The organism is Tsukamurella ocularis (assembly GCF_965138335.1).
Taxonomy (GTDB): Bacteria; Actinomycetota; Actinomycetes; order Mycobacteriales; family Mycobacteriaceae; genus Tsukamurella; species Tsukamurella ocularis_A.
Map to the genome: position 1 here is coordinate 50,842 of NZ_CBCSDV010000004.1, position 25,497 is coordinate 76,338.

The 25,497-nt window shown below is 71.0% G+C and carries 32 protein-coding genes and 1 pseudogene; 5 read left to right on the top strand and 28 right to left on the bottom strand.

The genetic code is table 11. From position 1 onward, the window contains the following. Nucleotides 1-113: 113 nt before the first annotated feature. The 11 genes from ACNAYW_RS05700 to rpsH all read right to left on the bottom strand — a co-directional run bounded on the left by ACNAYW_RS05700 (nucleotide 114) and on the right by rpsH (nucleotide 7,272). Nucleotides 114-800 (bottom strand): hypothetical protein, encoded by a 687-nt coding sequence (locus ACNAYW_RS05700; RefSeq protein WP_415848779.1) that lies wholly within the window; start codon nucleotides 798-800, stop codon nucleotides 114-116. A 36-nt stretch (nucleotides 801-836) separates the two neighbouring features. Continuing rightward, the gene (locus tag ACNAYW_RS05705) at nucleotides 837-1,613 is read right to left on the bottom strand and encodes a MerR family transcriptional regulator (RefSeq protein WP_415848780.1); all 777 of its coding nucleotides are present in this window, start codon (nucleotides 1,611-1,613) and stop codon (nucleotides 837-839) included. A 59-nt stretch (nucleotides 1,614-1,672) separates the two neighbouring features. After that, nucleotides 1,673-2,467 (bottom strand): type I methionyl aminopeptidase, encoded by a 795-nt coding sequence (gene map, locus ACNAYW_RS05710; protein WP_415848781.1) that lies wholly within the window; start codon nucleotides 2,465-2,467, stop codon nucleotides 1,673-1,675. Then, nucleotides 2,464-3,009, bottom strand: coding sequence for an adenylate kinase (locus ACNAYW_RS05715; RefSeq protein ID WP_415848782.1), 546 nt, complete (start codon nucleotides 3,007-3,009; stop codon nucleotides 2,464-2,466). Before ACNAYW_RS05715 ends, map begins: the two co-directional genes overlap by 4 nt. Then, nucleotides 3,006-4,319, bottom strand: a complete 1,314-nt coding sequence (gene secY / locus ACNAYW_RS05720) for a preprotein translocase subunit SecY (RefSeq protein WP_415848783.1) — start codon at nucleotides 4,317-4,319, stop codon at nucleotides 3,006-3,008. Before secY ends, ACNAYW_RS05715 begins: the two co-directional genes overlap by 4 nt. Before the next feature lie 259 nt (nucleotides 4,320-4,578). After that, nucleotides 4,579-5,037, bottom strand: coding sequence for a 50S ribosomal protein L15 (gene rplO / locus ACNAYW_RS05725; RefSeq protein WP_415848784.1), 459 nt, complete (start codon nucleotides 5,035-5,037; stop codon nucleotides 4,579-4,581). A gap of 3 nt (nucleotides 5,038-5,040) precedes the next feature. Next, on the bottom strand, nucleotides 5,041-5,220 hold the full coding sequence (gene rpmD / locus ACNAYW_RS05730; RefSeq protein ID WP_068522648.1) for a 50S ribosomal protein L30: 180 nt from the start codon (nucleotides 5,218-5,220) through the stop codon (nucleotides 5,041-5,043). A gap of 3 nt (nucleotides 5,221-5,223) precedes the next feature. Beyond that, the gene (gene rpsE / locus ACNAYW_RS05735; RefSeq protein ID WP_068522649.1) at nucleotides 5,224-5,868 is read right to left on the bottom strand and encodes a 30S ribosomal protein S5; all 645 of its coding nucleotides are present in this window, start codon (nucleotides 5,866-5,868) and stop codon (nucleotides 5,224-5,226) included. 43 nt (nucleotides 5,869-5,911) lie between these two features. Beyond that, a complete protein-coding gene (rplR, locus tag ACNAYW_RS05740; RefSeq protein WP_415678658.1) occupies nucleotides 5,912-6,316 on the bottom strand; it encodes a 50S ribosomal protein L18 in 405 nt (134 codons plus the stop codon). A 3-nt stretch (nucleotides 6,317-6,319) separates the two neighbouring features. After that, nucleotides 6,320-6,859 carry a 50S ribosomal protein L6 gene (gene rplF / locus ACNAYW_RS05745; RefSeq protein WP_415848785.1) on the bottom strand — a complete coding sequence of 180 codons (540 nt, stop codon included), beginning with the start codon at nucleotides 6,857-6,859 and terminating at the stop codon, nucleotides 6,320-6,322. Between the two features lie 14 nt (nucleotides 6,860-6,873). Beyond that, on the bottom strand, nucleotides 6,874-7,272 hold the full coding sequence (rpsH, locus tag ACNAYW_RS05750) for a 30S ribosomal protein S8 (protein WP_126196458.1): 399 nt from the start codon (nucleotides 7,270-7,272) through the stop codon (nucleotides 6,874-6,876). Between the two features lie 283 nt (nucleotides 7,273-7,555). Here rpsH and ACNAYW_RS05755 point away from each other — a divergent pair, with 283 nt between their 5' ends. Continuing rightward, complete coding sequence (locus ACNAYW_RS05755; RefSeq protein WP_415848786.1) at nucleotides 7,556-7,942, top strand: hypothetical protein; 387 nt, start codon at nucleotides 7,556-7,558, stop codon at nucleotides 7,940-7,942. Here ACNAYW_RS05755 and ACNAYW_RS05760 read toward each other — a convergent pair. Further along, nucleotides 7,917-8,293 (bottom strand): OsmC family protein (locus ACNAYW_RS05760; protein WP_415848787.1); only part of this gene is annotated, 377 nt, incomplete at its 5' end. The genes ACNAYW_RS05755 and ACNAYW_RS05760 overlap by 26 nt on opposite strands. A 77-nt stretch (nucleotides 8,294-8,370) precedes the next feature. Next, nucleotides 8,371-8,472 (bottom strand): annotated as a pseudogene (locus tag ACNAYW_RS05765) (OsmC family protein); the annotation flags it as partial. Between the two features lie 108 nt (nucleotides 8,473-8,580). Here ACNAYW_RS05765 and ACNAYW_RS05770 point away from each other — a divergent pair. Further along, nucleotides 8,581-9,816 (top strand): hypothetical protein, encoded by a 1,236-nt coding sequence (locus ACNAYW_RS05770; RefSeq protein WP_415848788.1) that lies wholly within the window; start codon nucleotides 8,581-8,583, stop codon nucleotides 9,814-9,816. Between the two features lie 11 nt (nucleotides 9,817-9,827). On the opposite strand, the gene ACNAYW_RS05775 is transcribed toward ACNAYW_RS05770, so the two are convergent. The 7 genes from ACNAYW_RS05775 to rplN form a co-directional block, all read right to left on the bottom strand. Further along, the gene (locus tag ACNAYW_RS05775; RefSeq protein ID WP_415848914.1) at nucleotides 9,828-10,985 is read right to left on the bottom strand and encodes a cellulase family glycosylhydrolase; all 1,158 of its coding nucleotides are present in this window, start codon (nucleotides 10,983-10,985) and stop codon (nucleotides 9,828-9,830) included. Nucleotides 10,986-11,178: 193 nt separating this feature from the next. Continuing rightward, the gene (locus ACNAYW_RS05780; RefSeq protein ID WP_415848789.1) at nucleotides 11,179-11,916 is read right to left on the bottom strand and encodes a hypothetical protein; all 738 of its coding nucleotides are present in this window, start codon (nucleotides 11,914-11,916) and stop codon (nucleotides 11,179-11,181) included. Nucleotides 11,917-11,945: 29 nt separating this feature from the next. Continuing rightward, nucleotides 11,946-13,286 carry a phosphatase PAP2 family protein gene (locus ACNAYW_RS05785; RefSeq protein WP_415848790.1) on the bottom strand — a complete coding sequence of 447 codons (1,341 nt, stop codon included), beginning with the start codon at nucleotides 13,284-13,286 and terminating at the stop codon, nucleotides 11,946-11,948. Between the two features lie 235 nt (nucleotides 13,287-13,521). Then, entirely contained in the window at nucleotides 13,522-13,707 is a 186-nt protein-coding gene (locus tag ACNAYW_RS05790; protein ID WP_415848791.1) for a type Z 30S ribosomal protein S14, read from the bottom strand. 3 nt (nucleotides 13,708-13,710) lie between these two features. Next, the gene (rplE, locus tag ACNAYW_RS05795) at nucleotides 13,711-14,274 is read right to left on the bottom strand and encodes a 50S ribosomal protein L5 (RefSeq protein ID WP_013128002.1); all 564 of its coding nucleotides are present in this window, start codon (nucleotides 14,272-14,274) and stop codon (nucleotides 13,711-13,713) included. A 1-nt stretch (nucleotide 14,275) separates the two neighbouring features. Then, nucleotides 14,276-14,581, bottom strand: coding sequence for a 50S ribosomal protein L24 (rplX, locus tag ACNAYW_RS05800; RefSeq protein ID WP_068522658.1), 306 nt, complete (start codon nucleotides 14,579-14,581; stop codon nucleotides 14,276-14,278). 1 nt (nucleotide 14,582) lies between these two features. Further along, nucleotides 14,583-14,951, bottom strand: a complete 369-nt coding sequence (gene rplN, locus ACNAYW_RS05805) for a 50S ribosomal protein L14 (protein WP_013128004.1) — start codon at nucleotides 14,949-14,951, stop codon at nucleotides 14,583-14,585. A gap of 234 nt (nucleotides 14,952-15,185) precedes the next feature. Between rplN and ACNAYW_RS05810 the strand changes: the two genes are divergently transcribed. From ACNAYW_RS05810 to ACNAYW_RS05820, 3 genes are read left to right on the top strand one after another with little or no spacing between them, the layout of a single operon-like run. Continuing rightward, on the top strand, nucleotides 15,186-16,223 hold the full coding sequence (locus ACNAYW_RS05810; protein ID WP_415848792.1) for an endonuclease domain-containing protein: 1,038 nt from the start codon (nucleotides 15,186-15,188) through the stop codon (nucleotides 16,221-16,223). Further along, nucleotides 16,220-16,894: a hypothetical protein gene (locus ACNAYW_RS05815; protein WP_415848793.1), complete on the top strand. Its 675-nt coding sequence runs from the start codon at nucleotides 16,220-16,222 to the stop codon at nucleotides 16,892-16,894. The genes ACNAYW_RS05810 and ACNAYW_RS05815 overlap by 4 nt, the downstream gene beginning before the upstream one ends. Continuing rightward, on the top strand, nucleotides 16,891-20,214 hold the full coding sequence (locus ACNAYW_RS05820) for a helicase HerA domain-containing protein (RefSeq protein WP_415848794.1): 3,324 nt from the start codon (nucleotides 16,891-16,893) through the stop codon (nucleotides 20,212-20,214). The genes ACNAYW_RS05815 and ACNAYW_RS05820 overlap by 4 nt, the downstream gene beginning before the upstream one ends. Before the next feature lie 10 nt (nucleotides 20,215-20,224). Here ACNAYW_RS05820 and ACNAYW_RS05825 read toward each other — a convergent pair whose 3' ends face one another. From ACNAYW_RS05825 to rpsS, 8 genes are all read right to left on the bottom strand, one after another. Continuing rightward, on the bottom strand, nucleotides 20,225-20,491 hold the full coding sequence (locus ACNAYW_RS05825) for a BTAD domain-containing putative transcriptional regulator (protein WP_415848795.1): 267 nt from the start codon (nucleotides 20,489-20,491) through the stop codon (nucleotides 20,225-20,227). Between the two features lie 102 nt (nucleotides 20,492-20,593). Next, on the bottom strand, nucleotides 20,594-21,973 hold the full coding sequence (locus ACNAYW_RS05830; RefSeq protein WP_415848915.1) for a DEAD/DEAH box helicase: 1,380 nt from the start codon (nucleotides 21,971-21,973) through the stop codon (nucleotides 20,594-20,596). Between the two features lie 1,080 nt (nucleotides 21,974-23,053). After that, a complete protein-coding gene (gene rpsQ, locus ACNAYW_RS05835; protein WP_415848796.1) occupies nucleotides 23,054-23,338 on the bottom strand; it encodes a 30S ribosomal protein S17 in 285 nt (94 codons plus the stop codon). Then, complete coding sequence (gene rpmC / locus ACNAYW_RS05840; RefSeq protein WP_013128010.1) at nucleotides 23,335-23,565, bottom strand: 50S ribosomal protein L29; 231 nt, start codon at nucleotides 23,563-23,565, stop codon at nucleotides 23,335-23,337. The genes rpsQ and rpmC overlap by 4 nt, the downstream gene beginning before the upstream one ends. Further along, nucleotides 23,565-23,981, bottom strand: coding sequence for a 50S ribosomal protein L16 (gene rplP, locus ACNAYW_RS05845; protein WP_259143979.1), 417 nt, complete (start codon nucleotides 23,979-23,981; stop codon nucleotides 23,565-23,567). Before rplP ends, rpmC begins: the two co-directional genes overlap by 1 nt. Nucleotides 23,982-23,985: 4 nt before the next feature. Beyond that, complete coding sequence (gene rpsC, locus ACNAYW_RS05850) at nucleotides 23,986-24,795, bottom strand: 30S ribosomal protein S3 (RefSeq protein WP_068522668.1); 810 nt, start codon at nucleotides 24,793-24,795, stop codon at nucleotides 23,986-23,988. 2 nt (nucleotides 24,796-24,797) lie between these two features. After that, on the bottom strand, nucleotides 24,798-25,202 hold the full coding sequence (gene rplV, locus ACNAYW_RS05855) for a 50S ribosomal protein L22 (RefSeq protein WP_415848797.1): 405 nt from the start codon (nucleotides 25,200-25,202) through the stop codon (nucleotides 24,798-24,800). Further along, complete coding sequence (rpsS, locus tag ACNAYW_RS05860) at nucleotides 25,202-25,483, bottom strand: 30S ribosomal protein S19 (protein ID WP_019202328.1); 282 nt, start codon at nucleotides 25,481-25,483, stop codon at nucleotides 25,202-25,204. Before rpsS ends, rplV begins: the two co-directional genes overlap by 1 nt. Nucleotides 25,484-25,497 lie beyond the last annotated feature (14 nt).

Here is a 25,497-nt window from a genome sequence, read left to right on the forward strand (position 1 = left end):
CCGTTCCGCCCTCCGGGACGACGGTGCCTGGACCACCGCCGTGCAGCGCGGTTGTACGTAGCCCGGTGACACCGACAGCACCCCCGAGCGCTCAGCTCGGGGGTGCTGTCGTCTCAGCCCTCGAGGGCCGCGCGGACCTGGTTCTCCAGCGCGACCGTCGCGGATCTCGGCAGGTCGATGAGGCCGTCGAGCTCGGCGCGGGCGCGCTGGTAGGCCTGCTGGCGCTCCGGGCCGGTGGCGGAACCGTCGAGCGCGACGGCCAGCAGGCGCTGCGCCTTGGCGAGCCGCTCCTGCTCCAGCGGCGTGAAGTCGCCGCGGCGGCGGCGCTTCGCCTCCTGCTCCGCCACGTCGAACGCCGCGGCGTAGGCGTGCACCGCGTCGCGGTACTGCTCGACGTCGCCGGCCGCGGCACCGTCGGGCCCCTCGGGGCGGAGCAGGTCGGCCCGACGCTTGGCCTTGTGGAAGTCGACGGTGAGCGGCTCCCGCATGTCGATCATCATCGGATGGTCGAGGATGGTCGCGAGGTCCGTCTCGTAGCCGAACCAGCGGGTGTCGACGGCGTCGTGCTCGGCGACGGCGCGCTCCAGTTCCCGTTGGACCTGCGCCGCGTCGATCCGCCCCATGCCCTTGGCCTGCGCGAGGGCGACCTTCGTCTCCTGCTTGATGCGGTACCGCTCGAGACGGCGGGTGGCGCGGCGCTCGTTCCACGCCGCGACCGCCCGCGCGCCGCCCGCGAGAGAACCTCCCAGGGGGAACACCAACCACCAGAAGTTCCTGGCGAACTCGAGCACCTGGTCCACACGACCAGCGTACTGACCGCCACGAAGGACCGAGGACTACTTCTGCAGCTCCGCGTTGGCGACGATGACGTCGTGCACGTACTGGGCCAGGCCCGGCGCGACGTCGTCGTAGTGCTTCGTGAAGCGCTCGTCGGCGAGGTACATCTGCGCGAGGCAGACCTGCATCGCGTAGTCGCAGTCGTAGAACTTCTCGATGCTCGCCCGGTGCCGCTCGGCGAGGGCGTTCCCCTCCTCGGAGCCGGGAGCCACGCCCCGCGCCAGGCCGTCCGCCAGGGCCGCCTCGAGGGCGTCGGTCTCGGCCTTGATCGCCTTCCAGTCGTCCTTGGTGAAGCCGGCCTCGCGCTGCTTGCTCTGCTTCCACTGGTCGGTCTCGCCCCAGCGCTGCTCGGCCTCCTCGGCGTACTCCTCGCCCGGCCAGTTGTCCCCGAAGATCTCGGTCTGCTCCTCGGCGGTCAGCTGGATGCCCTGCTTCTTGCTGTTCATCATGTCCTCCACAGCCGCGACCATCCGGTGCAAACGGTCGATCCGCTCGGACAGCAGCTTGTGTTGCTGCTCCAGGTGCGCCACGGCATCAGCGGACGGATCGTCGAGCAGGGTCGCTATCTGCTCGAGCGGGAAGCCCAGCTCGCGGTACGTCAGCACCTGATGCAGGCGCTCGACGTCGGCGTCGTCGTAGACGCGGTAACCGGCCGACGTGCGCCCCGACGGGACGACGAGACCGATCTCGTCGTAGTGGTGCAGGGTGCGCACGCTGATACCGGTCAGTCGCGCGATCGTGCCGACCGTGTGCTGTGCGGGTCTTCCTTCGTTCACAGCGACCACACTCGCGCCTCACGTCGCGTGAGGGTCAAGCCGGATTGCATCGGCGCAGGTCAGGGACGGGGCGTCAGGATGCGGGGGCCGTCGGCCGTGACGGCGACGGTGTGCTCCCAGTGCGCCGCGCGCGCACCGTCGTCCGTGACGACTGTCCAGTCGTCCTCGAGGACGGAGGAGTCGGGGGTGCCGAGGGTGAGCATCGGCTCGATCGCGAGGGTCGAACCGACGACCAGCAGCGGGCCCTTGCCCGGGTCGCCCTCGTTCGCGAGGAAGGGCTCCATGTGCATCTCGCGGCCGATGCCGTGGCCGCCGTAGCCGTCGACGATCGCGAGGTCGCGGCCCAGGCGCGCGGCCTGCGCGTAGGTGGCGGTCTCGATGGCGTGCGAGACGTCGGTGAGGCGGTTGCCGTCGAGCATGGCGGCGATGCCCGCCTCCATCGCGAGGCGCGTGGCCTCGGACAGGTCCTCGTCCTCGGCCGAGAGCTCGCCCACGCCGAAGGTCCACGCGGAGTCGCCGTGCCAGCCGTCCAGGATGGCGCCGCAGTCGATGGAGACGAGGTCGCCCTGCGCCAGCACCGTCTCCCGGTTCGGGATGCCGTGCACCACGACCTCGTTGACCGAGGAGCAGATCGAGCCCGGGAAGCCGTGGTAGCCCTTGAACGACGGGATCGCACCGGCGTCGCGGATCACCGTCTCGGCGACCTCGTCGAGTTCGAGGGTGGAAACGCCGACGCGGGCGGCGTCGCGGACCGCGACGAGCGCGCGGCCCACGACGGCGCCCGCGGCGGCCATCGCGTCGAGCTCTCCCGCGGAGCGGAAGGGCACGGTCTTCTTGCGGCGGAAACGACTCACTTGTCGAGCTGCGAGGTCACGCGGCCCAGCACCTCGTCGACGGTGCCGACCGCGTCGATGTGCGTGACGAAGTCGCCGTAGTAGGCGAGCAGCGGCGCGGTCTGGTTCTCGTACACGTGCAGGCGGTTGCGGATGACCTCTTCGGTGTCGTCCGCGCGGCCGCGGGCGAGCATGCGCTCGACGACGGTGTCCTCGGGGACCTCGAAGGAGATGACGGCGTCGAGCTTCTGGCCGCCCTCGGCCAGGATCTCGCCGAGCGCGTCCGCCTGGTCGGTGGCGCGCGGGAAGCCGTCGAGGATGAAGCCGTTCGTCGCGTCGGGCTCCGTCAGGCGCGAGCGCACCATGTCGACTGTGACCGAGGACGGGACGAGCTCGCCGGCGTCCATGTACTTCTTGGCCTCGACACCGAGGGCGGTGCCCTCGCTGATGTTGGCGCGGAACAGATCGCCCGTCGAGATGTGCGGAATGCCGTACTTCTCCGACAGCCGCTCCGCCTGGGTGCCCTTGCCCGCGCCGGGAGGGCCGAGAATAACGAGTCTCACTTGAGGAATCCTTCGTAGTTTCGTTGCATCAACTGACTCTCGATCTGCTTCGTGGTGTCGAGCGCCACGACCACGATGATGAGGACCATCGTGCCGCCGAACGGCAGATTACTCAGGTTCGAGCCGCTACCGGTGAGTTCGATGAAGAGGTTCGGGAGAATCGCGATGATGCCGAGGTACAGCGAGCCGGGCAGCGTGATGCGCTGCAGCACGTAGTTCAGGTAGTCGGCGGTCGGCTTGCCGGGCCGGATGCCCGGGATGAAGCCGCCGAACTTCTTCATCTCGTCCGCGCGCTCCTCCGGGTTGAAGGTGATCGCGACGTAGAAGTAGGTGAAGAAGATGATCAGCGCGAAGTAGATCACGATGTGCCAGGTACTGCCGGGGTTCACCAGGTTCGTCTGGATCCACTGCACCCAGCCCGCGGTCGAATCGCTCGCGACGAGCTGGATCACCAGCTGCGGCAGGTACAGCAGCGACGAGGCGAAGATGACCGGGATGACGCCGGCGGTGTTCACCTTGAGCGGCAGGTAGGTCGAGGAGCCGCCGTACATCTTGCGGCCGACCATGCGCTTGGCGTACTGCACCGGGATGCGGCGCTGGCCCTGCTCGACGAAGACGACGGCGACGAGGATCAGGAAGACCGCGAAGCAGACGAGGCCGAAGGCGAGGCCGCCCTGGCTCTGCAGGATCTGCTGGCCGTCGGCGGGCAGGCGCGAGGCGATGCCGGCGAAGATGAGCAGCGACATGCCGTTGCCGATGCCGCGCTCGGTGATCAGCTCACCGAACCACATCACCAGGATCGCGCCGGCGGTCATGGTGGCGACGATGACGGACAGCGAGAAGATGCCGTTGTCGTCGAGGATGCCGGGGCAGTCGGGCAGCAGGTTGCCGCGCGAGGCCATCGCGACGATCGCGGTGGCCTGCAGCAGCGCCAGCGCCACCGTGAGGTAGCGGGTGTACTGCGTGATCTTCGCCTGGCCGGCCTGGCCCTCCTTACGAAGGGTCTCGAAGCGCGGGATGACCACCATCAGCAGCTGGATGATGATCGACGCCGTGATGTACGGCATGATGCCGATCGCGAACACCGACAGCTGCAGCAGCGCGCCGCCGGAGAACATGTTGATCAGCGAGTACACCTGGCCGCTGTCGCCGCTCGTGGCCTTGTCGACGCACTCGGTGATCGTCCCGAAGTTCACACCGGGCGACGGCAGGGTGGCGCCGAGCCGGTAGAGCACGAGGATGCCCAGGACGATCAGGATCTTCCGCCGCAACTCCGGGGTCCGGAAGATCGGGACTAGGGCCGAAAGCACACATCCTCCTGGCAGCCGGGNGGCCCGGACGGGCCGCCCCACGCTCGTGGACACGTGCTCCGCGCGCGGCGGAGCACGACGTCCTCATGGGTAATCCTGCAAACGTATGAACTCTAACAGCCGCAGTCATAGCGGCTGTTCACGGCGGGTACCGACCGGCAGGAGACAGGCGGGAAGCCGTGGGGGCGGCGAAACGAGAGCCGCGGTAGGCNCCGGTGACCGGCGCCTACCGCGGCGTCCACGTTGCGCAGCGCGAGGACTAGGCCTCGGCCGACGGCTTCAGCTCGGTGGTCGAACCACCGGCGGCCTCGATCTTCGCCTTGGCGGCGCCGGTGACCTTGGTCGCCGTCACGTCCACCTTGACGTTGATCTCGCCGTCGCCCAGCACCTTGACGACCCGGTTCTTGCGAACCGCACCGGCGGCGACGAGCTCGTCGATGCCGATGGTGCCGCCCTGCGGGAACAGGCGGGCGATGTCGCCCACGTTCACCACCTGGTACTCGACGCGGTTGCGGTTCTTGAAGCCCTTGAGCTTCGGCAGCCGCATGTGCAGCGGCATCTGACCGCCCTCGAACGCCACGGGAACGTTCTTGCGCGCCTTGGTGCCCTTGGTGCCGCGACCGGCGGTCTTACCCTTCGAGCCCTCGCCGCGACCCACACGGGTCTTGGCCGTCTTCGCGCCCTTGGCGGGACGGAGATCGTGCAGCTTGATAGCCATTGCTTACACCTCCTCCACTTCCACGAGATGCGAAACGACCTGGATCAGGCCGCGATTGACGGGGGTGTCCTCACGGACGACCGACTTGCGGATGCCCTTGAGGCCCAGGGTGCGCAGGCTGTCGCGCTGGTTCTGCTTGAGCCCGACGAGGCCCCGCACCTGGGTGATCTTCAGCTCTGCCATGACTTACGCTCCCTGACCTGCACGGGCGCGGAGCATGCCGGCCGGGGCCACGTCCTCGATGGGCAGGCCGCGACGAGCCGCGACCTCCTCGGGACGCTGCAGCTCCTTGAGAGCGGCCACGGTCGCGTGCACCACGTTGATGGCGTTGTCCGAGCCGAGGCTCTTGGCGATGACGTCGTGGACGCCGGCCGCCTCGAGCACGGGACGCACGGCGCCACCGGCGATGACACCGGTACCCGGGCTGGCGGGACGCAGCAGCACGACGCCGGCCGCGGCCTCACCCTGGACCGGGTGCACGATGGTGTTGCCGATCATGGGGACGCGGAAGAAGTTCTTCCGGGCCTCCTCGACACCCTTCTGGATGGCCGCAGGAACTTCCTTGGCCTTGCCGTAACCGACGCCGACCATGCCCTGGCCGTCGCCGACGATCACGAGGGCGGTGAAGCTGAAGCGACGACCACCCTTCACGACCTTCGAGACACGGTTGATGGTGACAACCTTCTCGATGTAGTTGCTCTTCTCGGCCTCGTTGCGGCCACCGCGCTGATCGCGGTCGCGGCCACCACGACCGCCGCGGCGGTCGTTCGAGTTCTCGTTGTTCCCGGCGGGGCCGTTGTTGCCGCCGTCACGACGCTGACGTCCGGGCATCAGGCTGCCTCTCCTTCGATGGAAAACATGGTGGTGTAGGTCATCAGAACGTCAACCCGCCTTCGCGAGCGGCGTCCGCGAGCGCGGCGATCCGGCCGTGGTACTTGTTGCCACCACGGTCGAAGACGACGGCCTCCACACCGGCTGCCTTGGCGCGGGCGGCGATGAGCTCGCCGACCTTCTTGGCCTGGGCCGACTTGTCGCCGCCCGCGGCCTTGACGTCCGCCTCCAGCGTCGACGCCGCGGCCAGCGTGTGGCCCTTGAGGTCGTCGATCAGCTGGACGTGGATGTGCCGGCTCGAGCGCTTGACCGCGAGCCGCGGACGGACCGCGGTGCCCTCGATCTTCTTGCGCAGGCGGAAGTGACGACGAGCCTTCGACGTGCGACGACGAGTCGAGACGTCCTTGCCCGCCGGGATGCGCTTCTTGTTCTCAGTCTGAGTTGCCATGAGTTACTTACCCGTCTTTCCGACCTTGCGACGGATCTGCTCACCCTCGTACCGCACGCCCTTGCCCTTGTAGGGATCGGGGCGACGGAGCTTGCGGATGACCGCCGAGACCTGGCCGACCTGCTGCTTGTCGATGCCGGACACGGAGAACTTGGTGGGGCTCTCCACCGCGAAGGTGATGCCCTCGGGCGCCTCGATCGGGACCGGGTGGCTGAAGCCCAGGGAGAACTCGAGGTCCTTGCCCTTGAGCGCCACGCGGTAGCCCACGCCGTAGATCTCCATCTTCTTGGTGTAACCCTCGGTCACACCCGTCACCATGTTGGCGACCAGCGTCCGCGACAGACCGTGCAGCGCCTTGTTGCGCCGCTCGTCGTCGGGACGGGCGACCACGATGGCGCCCTCATCGTTCTTCGACACCGAGATCGGCTCGGAGACGGTCAGCGCCAGCTGGCCCTTGGGGCCCTTGACGGTGACGTCCTGGCCGGCGATCTGCACGTCGACGCCCGCGGGAACGACCACGGGGTGCTTACCAATTCGCGACATAAGTTTCTGTCCCCTTACCAGACGTAAGCGAGGACTTCGCCGCCCACGCCCTGCTTGGCTGCCTGGCGATCCGTGAGGAGGCCCGAGGACGTGGAGATGATCGCCACGCCCAGGCCACCGAGGACCTTCGGCAGGTTGGTGGACTTCGCGTACACGCGCAGACCGGGCTTCGACACGCGGCGCAGGCCGGCGATCGAGCGCTCACGGCTGGGGCCGTACTTCAGCGACACGACGAGGTTCTTGCCCACCTCGGCGTCCTCGGTACGGAAGTCGGTGATGTAGCCCTCGGCCTTGAGGATCTCGGCGATGTTCGCCTTGATCTTCGAGTGCGGGAGCGTCACCTCGTCGTGGTACGCCGAGTTGGCGTTGCGCAGACGGGTCAAGAAGTCTGCGATCGGATCAGTCATGGTCATGACAGATTCGTCTACCTTTCTCGCAGCGGTTCCCATGCATCGCCGGCGGTCTGGTGCCCTGACGAATCAGGGCCTGGAACGTCCGACGGTGGGCCTACTACGAAGCAAACCGTCCTGCAATACCGTTGCACTGCAGGGATTCCGGACCGGCGAACCGGTTCGGGGAAGTGCGCCGGCCGTGCTCGAAGCACGACAGGCAACCTCACTAGTGTAGAGAAAGTGCCGGTCAGAGTCGAATCGGCGGCTCTTGTCCCCCGGCGCCGGGCGGCCTAGCGTGAGGATCATGTCCTCGGTGAACGATCTCGTCCGCGATCCCCGGCTCTATCAGGCGGCCGCCGCCGGGCAGGCGACGGACGCCGCGCTGTGCATCCGACCCATCCCCTACATCGCCGCATGCCTCGACGACGTCGGCTGGCCCGACGGTGGCCGTTGGTTCTTCCCCGTGGTCAAGGGCGCGTCGGCGCTCGGGCTGGCGGCGGCGCCGCGGTGGCCCGGCCTGGCCCGGTTCACCGCGATCATGCTCACACTGTACTTCTGCACGGCGGTCGGGATGCACGTGCGGGCCCGCGACCTGCGGCTGAACTTCGCCGCGGCCTCGTCGCTGCTGCTGTTCTACGGCGCGCTCGCCGCGACCGGCCCCCGGGTCAGTTCACCCGCAGCGTCGTCGTGACCGGCGTGGGGTTCTGCGTCAGGTCCAGGACCGGGCAGTGCGCGTCGACCGTCTCGGTGAGCTCGCGGTAGCGCTCCTCGGTGTCCGGCCCGGTGATGTCGACGGTGACCCGCACCGCGGTGAAGCCGGGGCGCACGGTCTCGTCGAGGCCGAAGAAGCCGCGCACGTCGAGGTCGCCCTCGGCGCTGAGCTTCAGCTCGTCGATCGTGACGCCCAGCTTGTCGGCGTAGAAGCGGTAGGTCACCACCTGGCACGACAGCAGCGCCCCGAGGTAGGCCTCGACGGGATTGATCGCGGTGTCGTCGCCGCCGAGCGTCGGCGGCTCGTCGACGACGAGGGTGTGCCGGCGCGNGNGACGGACATATGTTCCGCGAAGGAATCGACCGCCCGAGCCAGGAGTGACCCATGACCGCATCCGCCACCGGANNCGTCGCCGCGAACACCACGTGCGCGTTGGCGGTGTTGCGGGTGACGGCCTGGTCGGTCGCGTCGATGATGGCGGCGAGGGTTCCGGTGGCGGATGCGGTCATGGGTCACTCCTGGCTCGGGCGGTCGATTCCTTCGCGGAACATATGTCCGTTCCCGCGGCGGCACAGCGGTTGCGTTCAGCGTGATTCGCTGCCGATACGCTGACCGCTGTGTCCACCTTCCTCACGGTCGCCCTGCTCGGGGTGCTCACCACGGTCGGCCTGGTCGGGGCCGTCGTCTCCGACGGTGCCGTCGCCCTCGTCTGGGCGATCGGGACCGTCGTCGTCGCGGCGGTGCTCGCCCGACGGCTGCGGACCGCGCCGCCGGGGATGGGCCTGGTCGCCGCGTTCGTGACCGGCATCCTCGTCGTCTCCGCCGGCCTACCCGCCGCGCTCGCGCTCACGGAGACCGGCGGGCGCGGGCAGGCACCGTCGAACCGGGCCGGAGCGGGCGTCGCGCCCGGCTCCGCGAGCCCGGTGGCGGACCCGTCCACCGAGCTCCGCCGCGCCGTCGCCAAGGCCGGCGAGATCCAGCCCGGCGGGGCCGACTCCCTCCTCGAGATCGACATCGACGAGAACACCACGCGGGTGACGACGCTGGACCTGTCCGCCGGCCAGCGCGTCTCCGCGTACTACTCCCACAGCAGCGAGGAGTGGTACGAGCCGACCCGGAATTCCACGAACGACCGCGCCGACGCCGCCTTCCGCGCGTCCGACATCGCGGCGCTCGACCTCACCGCGACGGCCGAGAGAGTGACGGCGGCCGCCGACCGGATCGGCATCGACCGGAGCTCGCCCCATGCATCCGACGGCATCGAGATCGAGCGGCGGAGCGGCGACAAACGCCTGGTCGCGACCTTCGGGCTGTCGGGCGTGGACGTCGAGACGGACGCCGCGGGGAACCTGCCCGACAACCTCGCGCTCGCGAAGGTCGACGGGCTCCTTCCCATCGCCGAGCGGTTGCTGCGCGCCAACGGCCTCGATCCCGCGCAGCCGGTGATCGACGAGCTGCAGTACCGCGTCTTCGCCTCGAACGTCGGCTCGGTGGGCAGCGGGAAGGGCACCGTCGAGATGCGGATCTCGGGCGGGGGTCGCTCCGGCACCCTCAAGGAGACCGTCGGCAGGTTCCCCGAGGTGAGCCTCACCCCGTCGCGGTCGACGAGCAGTTCGGCGTTCGCTCTGCGCGCCGTGTCGCCCGCCGGGATCGAGCGGGCGCGGGCCGACCTCGTCCAGCGGTTCTCCGTGCTCCCGATCGACGCGCACGCCCTCGGCATCGAGGTCGACGAGGACAGCCGGGCCCGCGCGTCCGACCGGACCGCGCCGCCCGTGATGGAGGTCGGCCTCGGTCCGGGCTCGAAGGCGAGCGCCTACTACCGCCTCGACGGCACCTTCCTGCGCACCGAGTAGGCGCCCGTCGGCTAGGTCCGCGCGGCGGTGAGGCGGCGGACCGTCGCGACCTCGGCGTCCCGATAGGGGCGGCCGTCGGGCCAGAGCAGGTCGTGGAACCACTGCTGCGGTTGCCGCGCCCCGACGTAGGGCTGCTTCCACGAGTCCCACGGGTAGTAGGTCTGGCTGCGGCCGGCGACGAAGCCCCACTGGTAGGCGTCGATGCCGAGTTCCTTGCAGATCGGCAGGATCGTCTCGATGGTGCTGCCCTGCGGCCGGGCCATGTACTCGGTGAGGAGCATCGGGCGGCCCTGCTTGGCGAGGTCGGCGGCCATGGCGCGGAACTTCTCCGGCGGGTCGTAGCTGTGGAAGCTGATGACGTCGGACTGCTCCAGCTGGATCGCGCGGATCTCCGGGCGGGTGTCGGCCCACACGCCCGAGGTCAGCGGCTGCGTCGGGTTGCCGGCGCGGGCCCACGCGAAGGCCTGGGGCAGCAGCTTCGCGACGCGGGCGACCTTGTCGGGCGGGTTCAGCGGGTACGAGTCGGCGAGGTTCTCCGGCTCGTTCCAGACGTCCCACGCGACCACGCGGGGGTCGTTGGCGAACGCCTTGACCACGCCGGTCGCGTAGGCCTGCAGGGCCGCGGTGTCGGCGCCGGTGAGGCCCGCGGCGCCGGGGCTCTGCACCCACGTCGAGTTGTGCACGCCGGGCGTGGGCTCGCGCTGCACGCCGGGCTTCGGGTTCGGATCCCAGCACGAATCGAACAGCACGAACATGATCTTGATGCCGTTGTTGTGCGCGATCGTGAGGAACTGGTCGAGGCGCTGCACGAGGCCGGTCGGATCGGCGGTCCACAGCTGGTCCTGCAGGAAGACCCGCATGGTGGTCATGCCGAGGCCGCGGGCCCAGCCGAGCTCGAGGTTCATCCGGTTCGGGTCGAAGGTCTGCGCCTGGAACATCTCGAACTGGTTCCCGGCGTTGGCGTTGATGTAGTTGGCGCCGACCATCCAGGGGTTCTGGGTGCGCCACTGCTGCGCACGCTCGGGCGTCCACCGCGCGGCCGGCCCGACCGGTGTCGTCGCGCCGGGGGTCGTCGCGCCGGGGGTCGTCGCGCCGGGGGTCGTCGGCCCTACGGTGCCACCCGCCCCCGTCCCGGAGCCGGGGTCGGCGGCAGCGCGGGCCGCCACCATCACGGCCGGCAGCGCGGCGGCAGTCCCCAGCAGAACCCGTCGAGTCACAACAGTCACATCATCACCATACGCAACAATGGTCACAGGACGGTGAAGGCGGGGTGAGGGCGCGCGTCGCGAAACCCGCCGTCTCCGAGCGCGCGACGACGTATTCGCGGCGTCACGCAGAATTCGGTCGGTTTCTGAACGGGTCTCAGCTCTCGATGGCCTTGCGGGCCTCGGCCTCCAGCTCGGCGCGGAAGCGGGGCGGCGCGGGGAGCACCCCGCGGTCGACGAGCTTGTCGACGGTGCTCACCACCTGGTTGAGGTACGCCGCCCGCTCGGCCGCGACGCTCGACGACGCATGCCGGTACAGCTTGAGGCCGCGGTCGAGGTCGCGCACGTCCTCGTCGGCGAGCCCGGCGGAACCGGTGCTGCGGGCGTGCCGGTCGGCGGCGTACCAGCTGGTCCGCAGATCGGTGACGGCGTCGACGTACTCGGCGCCGGCCGGCTCGCCGGGGTACTCGTCCGTGCGCAGGGCGCTCGCGTGCTCCAGCGCGTCGTGGAAGGCGATCACCTTCGGTGAGCTGAGGTCCCACATCGCCGGGAAGCGCAGCAGCATCTCCGGATCGAGTTCGTACGCCGCGTATTCGCCGAGCACGGTGTCGTGCCGGCCGGCGGCGCGCTCCCATAGCGCGCGGCCCGACGGCGCCGCCGGCTTCGCCCGCGGGCGCTCTGCGCGGGGCCGCTCGGGGGCGGGCTGCACGTCGACGAATCGCAGCGGATCGTCCCGCCGCACCGCCGACGGGTCGCCGTGGCCCGCGAGCAGCACGACCATGCCGACGATGAGCGCACCGGCCAGGAACAACAGCCCGATCGGGCCGACGAACCGGGTGCCGATCAGAGCGACCGCGGCGACGCCGAGCGCACCCGCGATGACCGTATTACGCATCGGAATCACCCACGCCCTCAGCGTAGCCGTCAGGCCGCGAGCGCCCGCTCCCCCACCGGCGGGACGGCGACGACACCGCCGGGCGACGGGGGCCGCGCGATCCGCGCGTAGGCGGCGGCCATCACCGCCACGGTGCCGAGGAGCGCGACGGCGGCGAAGTAGCCGCTCTGCGCCATCGACACACTGAGGTAGCGGATGGCGAGGAGGATCGCGACGAAGGCGAGAGACCCGCCCACGACGGTCGCGATGCGGCGCGGGTGCCAGCCGTCCTCGGGGCGGACCAGCGCGGCCTCGAGGGTCAGCGCGAAGACCAGGCCGGCGACCAGGTCGACCCCGTAGTGGGCGCCGAGGCCCAGCGTCGCGGAGATCGTGAACACCCACCAGAGGACGCCGAACGCCTTGAGCAGCCGCGGCCCCCGCAGCGCGTGCAGCAGGATCGCGGTGGCCCAGGCCGTGTGCAGGCTGGGCATGCAGTTGCGGGGCGCCGCCTGGCTGAAGTAGGCGGAGACCGGCTCGAGCGAGGTCGGCACGACGTGCGGCCAGATGTTCATCCAGCCCGCGCCGGCGACCTCGTTGCCGAAGGCGTACGCCGGGCCGACGACGGGGAACAGGAAGTAGACGACGGGGCCGATCGCGCCGATGAGGATGAAGGACCGCACGATGTGGTGCCGCGGGAAGCCCTCGGTGGAGCTGCGGCGCAGCTGGAAGAACGCCACGACGGCCGCGCCCACCGGCAGGTACGTGTAGACCTTGGTGATCAGCCACAGGTACCAGCCGTGCTCGTGCACGAACCGGCCCATCACCCACGACGGGCTGCCGAGCGCGCGGTCCGCGACCTCGACGAAGTGATCGGCGACGTACGGCAGCGCCTCCATCGTGAGGCCGAGCCACACGGCCGAGCACGCATTGGCGACGATGAGGATCCCGGCGACGCCGGCGGCCTTGTACGCGGCGACCCGCTCGCGGCCGGTGAGCCGCAGGCCCGCGTAGGCGGCGAGGGCGACGAGTCCCCACATGACGCCGTTGCCGAAGTGCAGGGACGTGCCGGCGGCGAACCGCTCCGCGTTGAACAGGATCTCCGTGCCGACGACCACGCCGATGAAGGGCAGCCGCAGCCGGGCGGGCATGCACATCAGCGCGAGCGCGAGGGCCGCGACCTTGACCTCGCCGGTGACGGGGCGGCCGACGAAATCCTTGGCCAGGCCCTCGACGGGGCCGGCCAGGCCGTAGACGGTCGCTGCCGCCTGGATCGCGGCGACGAAGACGACGACGGCCAGGACCGCCCACATCCACGGGCTGTTCCGGAACCCGCTGCGGGTGTGCTCACCGCGCGGACCTCGCGGGAGCGCGAAGTCTGCACGCACCAACATGAGATGACAGCATAGTTAACGAGCGGGTAACTCTGTGAATCCGTTGGGCGTTTCGTGACGAGAATCGCCCGCGCACAGCGCCGCGGGGCGGCGCCGCCCGCCGGGACGGCCGGGCCGCACCACGCCGCGGGGCCGCCGTGGCCGCCCCGCGGAGACGGCGAAGGGCGCGCACCCCGTCGAGACGGGATGCGCGCCCTCGCGCGACATCTGCTCCCGGGTCAGGCCCGGGATTCACTCACCAGCTGCTCTTGTGCACACCGGGGAGCTCGCCGGCGTGCGCCATGTTGCGCAGGCACACGCGGCAGAGGCCGAACTTGCGGAACACCGAGTGCGGGCGACCGCACTTGTTGCAGCGGGTGTACGCGCGGACGGCGAACTTCGGCTTCTTGTTGGCCTTGTTGACCAGCGCCTTCTTTGCCATGGCTCAATTCTCCTTGAAGGGGAAGCCGAGGTGCTTGAGCAGCGCGCGGCCTTCCTCATTGTTGGTGGCAGTGGTGACGACGGTGATGTCCATACCGCGCGGGCGGTCGATGGAGTCCACATCGATCTCGTGGAACATCGACTGCTCGTTCAGGCCGAACGTGTAGTTGCCGTTGCCATCGAACTGGTTGCCGTTCAGGCCGCGGAAGTCGCGGATACGGGGCAGCGCGATCGAGGTGAGGCGATCGAGGAACTCCCACATGCGGTCGCCGCGCAGCGTGACGCGCGCGCCGATCGGCATGCCCTCACGCAGCTTGAACTGCGCGATGGACTTGCGGGCCTTGCGGATCTCCGGCTTCTGGCCGGTGATCAGCTCGAGGTCCTTGACGGCGCCGTTGATGAGCTTGGCGTCGCGGGCGGCGTCGCCGACACCCATGTTGACGACCACCTTGACGACGCCGGGGATCTGCATCACGTTGGCGTAGTCGAACTCGCTGTTCAGCGCGTCCTTGATCTCGGCGCGGTAGCGCGCCTTCAGGCGCGGCTGGGTCTTCTCAGAGGTGGTCATCTCAGATGTCCTTCCCGTTCTTGCGGGAGATCCGCACGCGCTTGCCGGTCTCCTCGTCGGTCCGGTACCCCACGCGGGTGGGGTTGCCGTCCGAGTCGACGACCATCACGTTGGAGACGTGGATCGGGGCCTCGCGGACCTCGATCCCGCCCTGCGCGGTGGCGGACGTGCTGGTGTGCTTCTTGATCCGGTTGACGCCCTCGACGAGGACCTTGTCAGCCTTCGGGAAGGACTCGACGACCTTGCCCTTGGCACCCTTGTCGGGGCCCGAGATCACGATGACGGTGTCGCCCTTGTGCACCTTCATGTCAGAGCACCTCCGGAGCCAGCGAAACGATCTTCATGAACTTCTTGTCGCGCAGCTCACGGCCGACCGGGCCGAAGATGCGGGTGCCACGAGGGTCGTTGTCGTTCTTGATGATGACAGCGGCGTTCTCGTCGAACTTGATGTACGAACCGTCCGGACGGCGGCGCTCCTTGGCGGTCCGCACGATGACGGCCTTGACGACCTCGCCGCGCTTGACGTTGCCGCCGGGGATGGCGTCCTTGACGGTGGCGACGATGATGTCACCGATGCCGGCATAGCGGCGCGAGCTTCCACCGAGCACGCGGATGCAGAGGATTTCCTTAGCACCCGTGTTGTCGGCGACCCGCACTCGCGATTCCTGCTGAATCACTAGAGAGTCTCCTCAGACCTGGATCTTCATGCGCGCCGGATTACCGACCCGGACACGCGCGGTCCGTCACATGCGGCACAGGGCCGCAGGCAACCCGTCCATGATAGGGGAAGCCGCAGGTCGCTGTCGAATCGTGCCCGGTCAGCCCCTCGGCCGCCGCTCGCGGTGGCCCGACGGTGCCGCCCGACCGGCCGGTAGCTACACGGCGCGTTCGCGATGCCGTAACTTCATTCTGTGCAGCTCTCCGATCTGCCCGTGGGCGGCGTCGCGCGACTGCGGGGGACCTCCGCCCTCGCGCTCGCGTCCGCCGCGGAGCGCCGCGGCCCACAGGACCCGGTGGTGCTCTTCCCCGGCCTCACGCAGCCGCTGCCCTCCTCCCCCGGCGCGATCATCGACGACGTGCTGACCCGCGAGGTCGCCGTCGCCTTCGAGGTCTTCCCCGCCTGGCTGCCCGAACCCGCGCACGCCCCCGAATCCGCCGGGATCCTCGACCGGTGCGCCGCCCGCGAGCTCGCGCACCGGCACGACGGCGGGCCCGGGATCGGCACGGCGCTGGGCGCGCTCGCCACCGCGGCGCTGCGGCCCGAATCGTCCCGCGGCTTCGCCGACCTCCCCGCCGCCGACCGGCGCGACGCCCTCGAGTACGCCCTCACCCGCAGCTATCACGCCCCGTCGTTGGCGCTCGCGATCGACGTCGACCGGCCGGTGGCACCGCACTCCGGCGAGGCCCTGTCCGCGGCGGCGCAGTGGCTCGCGCGGGGCGAGAGCACCGTCTGGCTGCTCGGGCCGGGCGCGGCGCCCCTGGACCGGTTCCCCGTCGTCGACGGTCCGCCCGTCGCCGACGAGCCGTGCCGCGGGCCGTCGGAGTTCACCGCCGGCCTCGAACCGCTCCCCGCGTTCCCACCGGTCGCGGGCCGGCCCCACCCGGCCAGCGCCGCGGAGCAGCGACTCGAGCGCGGGCTCGCGGACCAGGCGTGGGCGGCCGCGCGGCACTGGAACTACGCGGTCGACCTGGGGCCGCTCGCCCGGCCGGTCCGCGTGGACCTGCTGTTCCCGCAGCCCCGCCTCGTGGTGGAGGTCGACGGCCCGGACCACCGCGGACACGAGAAGTACGAGGCCGACCGGCGCCGCGACGCGGATCTCATGCTGGCCGGCTTCCGGGTGCTGCGGCTCACCAACGCGCGGATCCTGGGCGACCTCGCGGAATCCGTGTCGATCATCCGTACATTGGTGACTGCAACGGGATCGGGCCACGGGAGGGGTGCGGTATGAGCGAGTCGATCGCGGGCCTCACGGGCACGGAATCCGCTGTGCTGCTGGTGCTCGCGTCCGCCGTCGAGCCCGTGCGCAACCCGGACCTCCGGCTGCTCGGCCCCGCCCTGGAGGCGCCGTCGCGGCGCAAGCTCGTCGCCCGGGGCCTGCTCGACGTGGAGGTCGGGGAGCGCCGCGCGCTGCTGCTCTCGCTCACCGATCGCGGCTGGGCAGCCGCCGCCGAGCTCCTCGAATCGCCGCCCCCGCCCCGCGCGACGCCGCAGTTGCGCGCCCTGTTCACCTTCGCCGCCGGGATCGGCCGGTACCTGCGCCGCGAGTCGCTCGCGCTGGGCGAGGTGGTCACGCCCGCCGAGGCTCCGGCACCGTCGGCCCCCGTCGCCCCGACCGACGGTCCGCCCGTCGCCCCGACCGACGGTCCGCCGTCCGCGCGGGTCCGCGCCGCGTACCGCGCGGTCGCGGCGCTCGGCGCCTGGGTGGCCCTGCGCGACCTGCGCGCCGCGCTGCCCGGCGTGCCGCGCGCCGTCGTCGACGAGGGCCTGCGGGCCCTCTACCCCGAACCCGGCGTGCACATCGTCGCCGAGGACAACCTCAAGGCCCTCACCCCGGACGACCACGCCGCCGCGCTGCAGCTGGGCGGCCGTCCCCTGCACGCGATACGGATCACCCGATGACCCTCTCCGATGTGCAGCGCGCCGCGCTGCGTTCCGTCCGCCTGAGCTGGGCGCCCACGTACGAGGAGGTGTGGGACTCGGCGGTCGAGACGCAGAACACGCACGTCGACGGCCTGCACACCGACGTGTGGGAGGACCTCGAGGACGCCCTCGGCGACGCCGTCGCGTCGACCGGCGCCTCCCCCACCGGCCTGGTGATCACCGGCAACGCCGGCACCGGCAAGACGCACCTGCTCACCCGGTTCCGCTCCGAGGTGCAGGCCGCGGGCCACTACTTCGTACTGCTGGAGCTGTTGGACGCCTCCGACTTCTGGCGGGCGGCACTGACCTCGCTGCGCAGCTCCCTGCTGCGCCCCGCCCGCGACCACGAGACCCAGCTGGCGCAGCTGCTGTGGCTGCTCTCCGACGAGGCCGGGCTGTCGCGGGCCCACCGTCGCGAGTTCTCGGGCGACGCGGTGCCGACGCCGGAGGGCCTCGACGCGCTGGTCGCGGCCATGAGCAAGCGCCGCCCGCAGGTGCGGCAGTACCACGGCGTGCTCCGCGCACTGGTGCTGCTGGCCTCCCCCGACACCCGCCTCGCCGACCTCGGCTCCGCCTTCCTCGACGACATCGAGGTCGAGGAGACGGCGGCCGAGCGGCTGCACTGGGGCCTGCCCGCGCACGGATTCCCCGCGGTCGAGACCGTGCGCGCGGTCTCGGCGTTCATGGCGGAGACCGCCGCGACGGTCTTCGCGGTCGACCAGATCGACACGCTGCTCGCGCAGTCCGCGGCCACCCTCACGGCCCCCGACGCCGCCGAGAGCGAGGTCATCGAGCAGGTCGGCCACGGCCTCATGTCGCTGCGGCAGGGCCTGTACCGCACCGTGACCGTCGCCTGCATGCTGCCGACGGCGTGGGAGACGCTCTCGAGCCGGGCGACCGCCTCGGTCGCGGCCCGGTTCCGCGTGGTGGGCCCGCTCAAATCGCTGCCCGACGGTGCCATCGCCCGCGCCATCGTCGAGCGGCGGCTGAGCGCGGCGTACCGGTCGAAGGACTTCGCGCCGCCGCACCCCACCTGGCCGGTCGCGCCGGAGGCCTTCGCCTCCGCGGTGCACCACACCCCGCGCGACCTGCTCACCAAGGTCGACGCGCACATCCGGGCGTGCGTCACCACCCGCACGGACTTCGAGCTCGCCTCCTTCGACGACGGTGCGCCGCGCACCGTCGCGACGCCCCCGGCGACGCCCGCGGCGGTCCGGGACGCGCCCGCGCAGCCCGCCCTCCCCGAGACCACGCCCGAGGAGCTGCTGGCCCGCCTCGACGAGCAGTTCGACGCGCTGCGGATCCGGGCCCGCGTCGGCGACGTGGCGACCGACCAGGCCGTCGCCGACAAGCGGATGGGCGGCCTCATCGAGGCCGGCCTGCGGGCCTGGACCCGCGAGGACGGGGGCGACGGCTTCCAGATCGAGCGCGGCAACAAGCAGCTCGACGGCCGGCTGCGGCGGCGCCTCCCCGGCCGCGTCGAGGACGAGCAGCACTGGGCCTTCCGCGCGATCCCCGCGGCCAACGCCGTCGCGACCACCAACCGGGTGCAGAGCGCCGCGACGGCGGCGGGCGTCGCCGCCGGAATGGACCGGCGCAAGCTCTTCCTGCTCCGGTCCACGCCCTGGCCCACCAGCCCGAAGGCCTCGTCGGTGATCGCGGACGCCGTGGAGCGCGGGGCCGAGCTGCTGCCCCTCGACGAGGCCGACCTCGCGACCCTGGACGCGCTGGGCCGGATCATCGCGAACGCGCCCGAGGGCCTCGACGAGTGGCTGGCGGCGCGCCGTCCCGCGCACGGGCTGCGGATGTTCGCGGGCCTGGACCGGAAGCCGGCCGCCGAGCGCCCCGCCGCCCGCCGCGCTCGCGGCCTGATCCCGGGCGACGCGGTGGGCCGCGTCGGCGGGCTGTCGAGTTCCGTCGCCGACGTCATGTTCGGCGGCCCGCCCGCGCCGCGCCCCGAACCGGCGCCCGAACCGGCGCCGGAGCCCGCTGCCCGAGCCACTGCCCGGCCCGCGGCGGCGGCACCGTCGGACCCCGCGGGCATCGCGGTCGGCCTCGGCCCGGACCACGGGCCCGTCGCCCTGGACCCCGCCGACCTGCGCAAGCACACCGCGATCTTCGCGGGCTCCGGCTCGGGCAAGACGGTGCTGATCCGCCGGCTCATCGAGGAGTGCGCGCTGCGCGGGGTCTCGGCGATCGTGCTCGACCCGAACAACGACCTCTCGCGGCTCGGCGAGGCGTGGCCGCAGGAGCCGTCGGGCTGGTGGGAGGGCGACGCCGAGCGGGCGCGCACCTACCTCGCCGATACCGACGTGGTGGTGTGGACGCCGAACCGGCCGTCCGCGCGACCGCTCGTGCTGCAGCCGATCCCGGACTTCACGGCCCTGCGCGCCGGGATGGACGGGGACGACGGCCCGGGCGGCACGGAGGCGCAGGAGGCCCGCGAGGGCTTCGCGATGGCGGTCGAGGCGTGCGCGAGCGCGCTGGAGCAGCACGTCGGCGTGGGCGGGGCGCGCCGCGAGCAGCAGCGCGCGATCCTGCGCGAGGCCCTCGACGCCTACGGCCGCGAGATCGGCCGCGCCGACATCCGGGCGTTCGCCGAGTACCTCGGCGCGTGGGACTCGACCCGCAGCACGCTCGGCAGCGCCGACAAGCTGGCGCCCGAGCTCGCCGCGAACCTGCAGGCGGCGCTCATCAACAACCCGCTGCTCGGCGGCCGCGGCGAGGCCGTCGACCCGGCGACGCTGCTCACCCCGCCGGACGGCAAACGCGCCCGGGTCTCGGTGATCAGCCTCATCGGCCTGCCCGACGAGACGCAGCGGCAGACCTTCGTCGCGCAGCTGCAGCTGGCGCTGTTCTCCTGGATCAAGCGCCACCCCGCGGGCGAGAAGCCGCTCGGGTGGCTGCTGGTGATGGACGAGGCGCAGCAGATCGCGCCGTCGGGGGCCGTGAAGCCGTCCACGGAGTCGACGCTGCTGCTCGCCTCGCAGGCCCGCAAGTACGGGCTCGGGCTGGTGTTCGCGACGCAGGCGCCGAAGGGCCTGCACGACAAGATCGTCGGCAACAGCGCGACCCACTTCTACGGCAAGCTCAACGCGCCGGTGCAGATCCAGGCCGCCAAGGACGTGGCGGCGGCCCGCGGCGGGCGGCTCGACGGCATCGGCGCCCTGGGCGCGGGCGACTTCTACCTCGGCGCCGCGGCCACGACGGTGCGCCTGCACGCGCCGATGTGCCTGAGCCATCACGCCGCGAGCCCGCCCACCGAGGACGAGGTGCTGCGCATCGCGCGGGGCTCGTGACGGTGGGCTCCTAACCGGCTCGGCTCCCCGCCGGCCGCTGCACGTGCGTCCACGACGGCAGGCCCACCAGCGCCCACAGGTCGGCCGCGGGCTCGGCGCCGAGTTCGCGGCGCGTCACCTGCGCGTACCGCTGCACCGCGGCGCGCGCCTGGCACAGGTCCCCGGCGGCGAGGTGCGCCCGCGCCAGCGCGCGGTGCGCGTCCGCACAGAGCGGGTCGCGCCGCACCGCGGCGGTCGCCGCCGCGACGGCACCGCGCCCGTCGTCCGTTCCGTCCATCGCGCACCTCCGATTCCCCGGATCCATTGGACCCCGGTGCGCGGCGCGGCGAACGAGTAGCCGACTACGTGTTTTCGCGGCGTGGCCGCACCCGCCGAGGCGTCAGCCCGCGGGGCGGGTGGCGCGGCGGCGCGGCTGCTGGGCGCGACCCTGCCCCTGCGGACGCCCCTGGCCGGACGGGGCCTGGCGCGCGCCGGAGCGCTGCTGGCCGCCCTGGCCCTGGCGACGCTGCTGGCCGGCCTGGCCGCCCTGGCCGCGGCCCGCACCGTCGGACCGCTGACCGGTGCCCTTGCCGCGCCCGGCGCGACCGCGGCCCGGGGCGTGACCGCCACCGGCACGGCGCTGCTGCTGCGGCGGAGCGACGGGCTCGGGCTTGACGTACGGGGCGACGTCGCCGACCAGGTCGACGACGACCGGCGACGTGGCCGTCACCGCGACGGGCCGGGCGGTGATCGCGGCCTTCTTGAGCAGGGTCTGGGTGTCCTTGCGCTGCTCGGGCGTCATCACGGTGACGACGGTGCCCTCGTTGCCGGCGCGGGCGGTGCGGCCGCTGCGGTGCAGGTAGGCCTTGTGCTCGGCGGGCGGATCGACGTGCACGACGAGCTCGATGTCGTCGACGTGCACGCCGCGCGCCGCGATGTCGGTCGCGACCAGCACGCGGGCCGTGCCCGTGCTGAACGCCTCGAGGTTGCGGTCGCGCTGCGGCTGGCTGAGGTTGCCGTGCAGATCGCGCGCGGGGATCCCCTGCTCGGTGAGCTGCTTGGCCAGCTTCTTGGCCTGGTGCTTGGTGCGGGTGAACAGGATCCGGCGGCCGGTGCCCGACGCGAGGGTGCGCACCAGCGCGGACTTGTCGTCCTTGCCGCTGACCTCGAAGACGTGGTGGGTCATGGCGACGACCGGCGAGTTCTCGGGATCGACCGAGTGCGAGACCGGATCGGTCAGGAACCTGCGCACCAGCTTGTCGACGCCGTTGTCGAGCGTCGCGGAGAACAGCATGCGCTGGCCACCGGCCGGGGTGGCGGCCAGGATCCGGGTGACGACGGGCAGGAAGCCGAGGTCGGCCATGTGATCGGCCTCGTCGAGCACGGTGACCTCGACTCGGGACAGGTCGACGAGGCGCTGCCGCATGAGGTCCTCGAGGCGGCCGGGGCAGGCCACCACGATGTCGACGCCCTGGCTGAGCGCCTGCTCCTGGCGGCCCTGCTTGACGCCGCCGAAGATGGTGGTCACCCGGAGGCCGGCGGCGCGGGCCAGCGGCTCGACGGTGGCCGTGATCTGGGTGGCCAGCTCACGGGTCGGCGCGAGGACGAGGCCGGACGGCTTGCCCGCGGGGGCGCGGTGCCCGGCGATGCGCGCGACCAGCGGGATCGCGAACGCCAGGGTCTTGCCCGAGCCCGTCTTGCCGCGGCCCAGCACGTCGCGGCCGGCGAGCGTGTCGGGCAGGGTGTCGGCCTGGATGGGGAACGGCGTGCTGCGGTCCATGTCGTGGAGGGCGGCGACGAGGTTCGAGGGGACGCCGAGGTCGGCGAAGGAACGAGTGGACACAGGGGTGCTCACGGTGTGGCGATACCTAACGGTGGTGGGTGGCGAAGGCGGCGGTGGCCGCATCCGTTCGCCGCAAGAAAAGAACCGGGAAGTGGTCTCGAGCCGAAGTCGGCGAGTCGGGGCCCGGGTGCCCTACGACGGCGCGGGACGTGATCGTCCCGCATACTGCACAGCATAGCAAACCTGTTCGCACCGGGGCGCATACTCGATGGTGGACGTGCCGACGCTCACATGCTGTGCGTTGACACCCTCGTGGACCACGGAGGCCGTTCATGAGCGACAATGCAGTCATACGGCGTGCACGTCGACGCACGCCACGGGGAGGCAGAGACATGACCGCACGTACGACGATCCATCCGTTCCGCGGCCGCGCGGGCGCGACCCTGGCCGTGGGAGCCTCGCTCCTCGCCCTCGCGGGGTGCGGCTCGGTCGCGGGGACCGGTACCGCCGATTCGCAGGACGTGGCGGCCTACCAGAGCACGATCGCGTCCTCCCGGGCGGCGGCCGCCNCCGCGGCCGGCAAGTCGGCCTGCGCCTCCTGGCAGTCGGGGTACGACACCCGCGTCGTCGCCACGCGCGCGACCGCCGCGTTCACCAAGGACCCCAAGTGGAACTGGGACTCCATCAGCGGGGTGCTCAACGCCGAGTTCGCGGCGCTCGAGACGGAGACGGGCAAGCTGCCCTCGATCATCTCGACCGCGCAGCCGTCGGCGACCGTCCACACCGCGATCGTCGAGTACAAGTCCAAGCTGGACGCCTACACCGCCGCCATGCGCTCGGATCAGGCGGCGCGCGCCACCGGCGAGGCGACGTGGGAGAAGACCAACCCCGCCGCCAAGGTCCTCGACACCGCGGTCAGCGGCGTGCGCCGGGCCTGCGTCTGACGGAAGTCCGCACCAGACGCCGGCGGCCGGCGTCGGACGGCAGCCCCGGACGGCCCCGCCGGACGACGAGAAGGCCCCCGTCCCTCCTCGCGGAGTGGACGGGGGCCTTCGTCGTCTGTGCGGTGCGGGGGGCCTACTTGGCCTTCTCCAGCACCTCCACCAGGCGCCAGTGCTTGCTGGCGCTCAGCGGACGGGTCTCCATGATCCGGACGCGGTCGCCGACACCGGCGACGCCCTCTTCGTCATGCGCCTTCACCTTGGAGGTGGTGCGAATGATCTTGCCGTACAGGGAGTGCTTCACGCGGTCCTCGAGCTCGACGACGATGGTCTTCTCCATCTTGTCGGACACGACGTACCCGATCCGGACCTTGCGGCTGTTCCGCTCCTCGGTGCTCACATTGCTTCCGTTCTCACTCATGCGGCGTCACCCTCCGGGCCCGAGGCCAGGCCGAGCTCCCGCTCGCGCAGGATCGTGTAGATCCGGGCGATGTCGGTACGCACGGTGCGCAGGCGACGGTTGTTGCTCATCTGCCCGGTGGCCATCTGGAACCGCAGGTTGAACAGCTCCTCCTTGGCCTCGCGCAGCTTCTCCACCAGCTCGTCCGCGGTGAGACCGCGGAGATCAGCGGCGACGGTGTTCGACATCAGAACTGCTCCTCTCGGGTCACGATGCGGGTCTTGCAGGGGAGCTTGTGCTGGGCGCGGCGCAGGGCCTCGCGAGCGGTCTCCTCATTGGGGTAGGTCATCTCGAACAGCACGCGACCGGGCTTGACGTTCGCGACCCACCACTCGACCGAACCCTTACCGGAACCCATGCGGGTCTCGGCCGGCTTCTTCGTGAGGGGGCGGTCCGGGAAGATGTTGATCCAGACCTTGCCGCCACGCTTGATGTGCCGGTTGATGGCGATACGAGCGGACTCGATCTGACGGTTGGTGATGTAGGCGGGCTCGAGAGCCTGGATGCCGTAATCACCGAACGTCACCTGGTTGCCGCCCTTGGACTGGCCGGAACGGCCGGGGTGGTGCTGCTTACGGTGCTTGACGCGACGGGGGATCAACATGGCGTCAGCCCTCCTGGTTCGTTGCAGCCGGAGCAGCCGCCACCGGAGTCTCCTCCGTTGCGGCGCGACCGGCCTCGGTGCTGGTGGCGGTCGTGCCCGACGCGCCGCTGCGACGCGGGCGCTGCGGGCGCTCACGACGCGGGCCGCGACGGTCGTCGTTCGACGGTGCCGCCAGCTCGCGCCGGCCGCCCACGACGTCGCCCTTGTAGATCCACACCTTGACGCCGATCCGCCCGAAGGTGGTCTTCGCCTCGTGCAGGCCGTAGTCGATGTCGGCGCGCAGCGTGTGCAGGGGCACGCGGCCCTCGCGGTAGAACTCGCTGCGGCTCATCTCCGCGCCGCCCAGACGACCCGAGCACTGGACCCGGATCCCCTTGACGTTCGGCTGACGCATCGCCGACTGGATCGCCTTGCGCATCGCGCGGCGGAACGCCACGCGGTTGCTCAGCTGCTCCGCGATGCCCTGTGCGACGAGCTGGGCGTCGGCCTCGGAGTTCTTCACCTCGAGGATGTTGAGCTGCACCTGCTTCTTGGTGAGCTTCTCCAGCTCCGAGCGGATGCGATCGGCCTCGGCGCCGCGGCGGCCGATGACGATGCCCGGACGCGCGGTGTGGATGTCCACCCGCACGCGGTCCCGGGTGCGCTCGATCTCGATCTTGCTGATGCCGGCACGCTCGAGGCTGTCGGTCAGACGCTTACGGATCTGGACGTCTTCCTTGACGTACTCCGAGTACTGCTTATCGGCGTACCAGCGGGACTTCCAGTCCGTGGTGATGCCGAGGCGGAAGCCGTGGGGATTGATCTTCTGACCCATGCTTACGCTCCCTTCCGGTTCCGGCTGGCGGCGGGCTTCTTCGACTCGACCGACTCGACCACCACGGTGATGTGGCTGGTGCGCTTGCGGATCCGGTACGCGCGGCCCTGGGCCCGCGGCTGGATGCGCTTCATGGTCGGGCCCTCGTTCGCGTACGCCTCCGAGACGACCAGGGTGCGCGGGTCGAGGCCCAGGTTGTTCTGCGCGTTGGCGATCGCCGACGCGAGGACCTTGGCGACGGGCTCGCTCGCGGCCTGCGGCGCGAACCGCAGGATGGCGAGCGCCTGCTCGGCGTCCTTACCGCGGACCAGGTCGATGACGCGACGGGCCTTCATCGGGGTGACGCGCACGAAACGCGCGGTCGCCGATGCGGTCGGATTGGCGGTGGTGGCTGCTTCGTTGCTCATTAGCGGCGCTTACCCTTCCGGTCGTCCTTGATGTGGCCCTTGAACGTCCGCGTCGGGGCGAACTCGCCCAGCTTGTGGCCCACCATGTTCTCCGAGACGAACACCGGCACGTGCTTGCGACCGTCGTGGACGGCGAAGGTGTGACCGATGAAGTCGGGGATGATGGTGGAGCGACGCGACCAGGTCTTGATGACCTGCTTGGTGCCCTTCTCGTTCTGGACGTCGACCTTCGCGAGGAGGTGGTCGTCGACGAACGGGCCCTTCTTGAGGCTGCGTGGCATTCTCTAACTCCCTC

What these genes read in the sequence shown, in the direction of transcription:
- rplO (WP_415848784.1), bottom strand. Translation starts at nt 5,037, where the DNA reads ATGGCTATCAAGCTGCACGATCTCCGTCCCGCCAAGGGCGCGAAGACG.
- rpmD (WP_068522648.1), bottom strand. Translation starts at nt 5,220, where the DNA reads ATGGCAGAGCTGAAGATCACCCAGGTGCGGGGCCTCGTCGGGCTCAAG.
- rpsE (WP_068522649.1), bottom strand. Translation starts at nt 5,868, where the DNA reads ATGCCCGGACGTCAGCGTCGTGACGGCGGCAACAACGGCCCCGCCGGG.
- rplR (WP_415678658.1), bottom strand. Translation starts at nt 6,316, where the DNA reads ATGGCAACTCAGACTGAGAACAAGAAGCGCATCCCGGCGGGCAAGGAC.
- rplF (WP_415848785.1), bottom strand. Translation starts at nt 6,859, where the DNA reads ATGTCGCGAATTGGTAAGCACCCCGTGGTCGTTCCCGCGGGCGTCGAC.
- rpsH (WP_126196458.1), bottom strand. Translation starts at nt 7,272, where the DNA reads ATGACCATGACTGATCCGATCGCAGACTTCTTGACCCGTCTGCGCAAC.
- ACNAYW_RS05755 (WP_415848786.1), top strand. Translation starts at nt 7,556, where the DNA reads ATGTCCTCGGTGAACGATCTCGTCCGCGATCCCCGGCTCTATCAGGCG.
- ACNAYW_RS05775 (WP_415848914.1), bottom strand. Translation starts at nt 10,985, where the DNA reads ATGGTGGCGGCCCGCGCTGCCGCCGACCCCGGCTCCGGGACGGGGGCG.
- ACNAYW_RS05780 (WP_415848789.1), bottom strand. Translation starts at nt 11,916, where the DNA reads ATGCGTAATACGGTCATCGCGGGTGCGCTCGGCGTCGCCGCGGTCGCT.
- ACNAYW_RS05785 (WP_415848790.1), bottom strand. Translation starts at nt 13,286, where the DNA reads ATGTTGGTGCGTGCAGACTTCGCGCTCCCGCGAGGTCCGCGCGGTGAG.
- ACNAYW_RS05790 (WP_415848791.1), bottom strand. Translation starts at nt 13,707, where the DNA reads ATGGCAAAGAAGGCGCTGGTCAACAAGGCCAACAAGAAGCCGAAGTTC.
- rplE (WP_013128002.1), bottom strand. Translation starts at nt 14,274, where the DNA reads ATGACCACCTCTGAGAAGACCCAGCCGCGCCTGAAGGCGCGCTACCGC.
- rplX (WP_068522658.1), bottom strand. Translation starts at nt 14,581, where the DNA reads ATGAAGGTGCACAAGGGCGACACCGTCATCGTGATCTCGGGCCCCGAC.
- ACNAYW_RS05815 (WP_415848793.1), top strand. Translation starts at nt 16,220, where the DNA reads ATGAGCGAGTCGATCGCGGGCCTCACGGGCACGGAATCCGCTGTGCTG.
- ACNAYW_RS05820 (WP_415848794.1), top strand. Translation starts at nt 16,891, where the DNA reads ATGACCCTCTCCGATGTGCAGCGCGCCGCGCTGCGTTCCGTCCGCCTG.
- ACNAYW_RS05825 (WP_415848795.1), bottom strand. Translation starts at nt 20,491, where the DNA reads ATGGACGGAACGGACGACGGGCGCGGTGCCGTCGCGGCGGCGACCGCC.
- ACNAYW_RS05830 (WP_415848915.1), bottom strand. Translation starts at nt 21,973, where the DNA reads ATGGACCGCAGCACGCCGTTCCCCATCCAGGCCGACACCCTGCCCGAC.
- rpsQ (WP_415848796.1), bottom strand. Translation starts at nt 23,338, where the DNA reads ATGAGTGAGAACGGAAGCAATGTGAGCACCGAGGAGCGGAACAGCCGC.
- rpmC (WP_013128010.1), bottom strand. Translation starts at nt 23,565, where the DNA reads ATGTCGAACACCGTCGCCGCTGATCTCCGCGGTCTCACCGCGGACGAG.
- rplP (WP_259143979.1), bottom strand. Translation starts at nt 23,981, where the DNA reads ATGTTGATCCCCCGTCGCGTCAAGCACCGTAAGCAGCACCACCCCGGC.
- rpsC (WP_068522668.1), bottom strand. Translation starts at nt 24,795, where the DNA reads ATGGGTCAGAAGATCAATCCCCACGGCTTCCGCCTCGGCATCACCACG.
- rplV (WP_415848797.1), bottom strand. Translation starts at nt 25,202, where the DNA reads ATGAGCAACGAAGCAGCCACCACCGCCAATCCGACCGCATCGGCGACC.
- rpsS (WP_019202328.1), bottom strand. Translation starts at nt 25,483, where the DNA reads ATGCCACGCAGCCTCAAGAAGGGCCCGTTCGTCGACGACCACCTCCTC.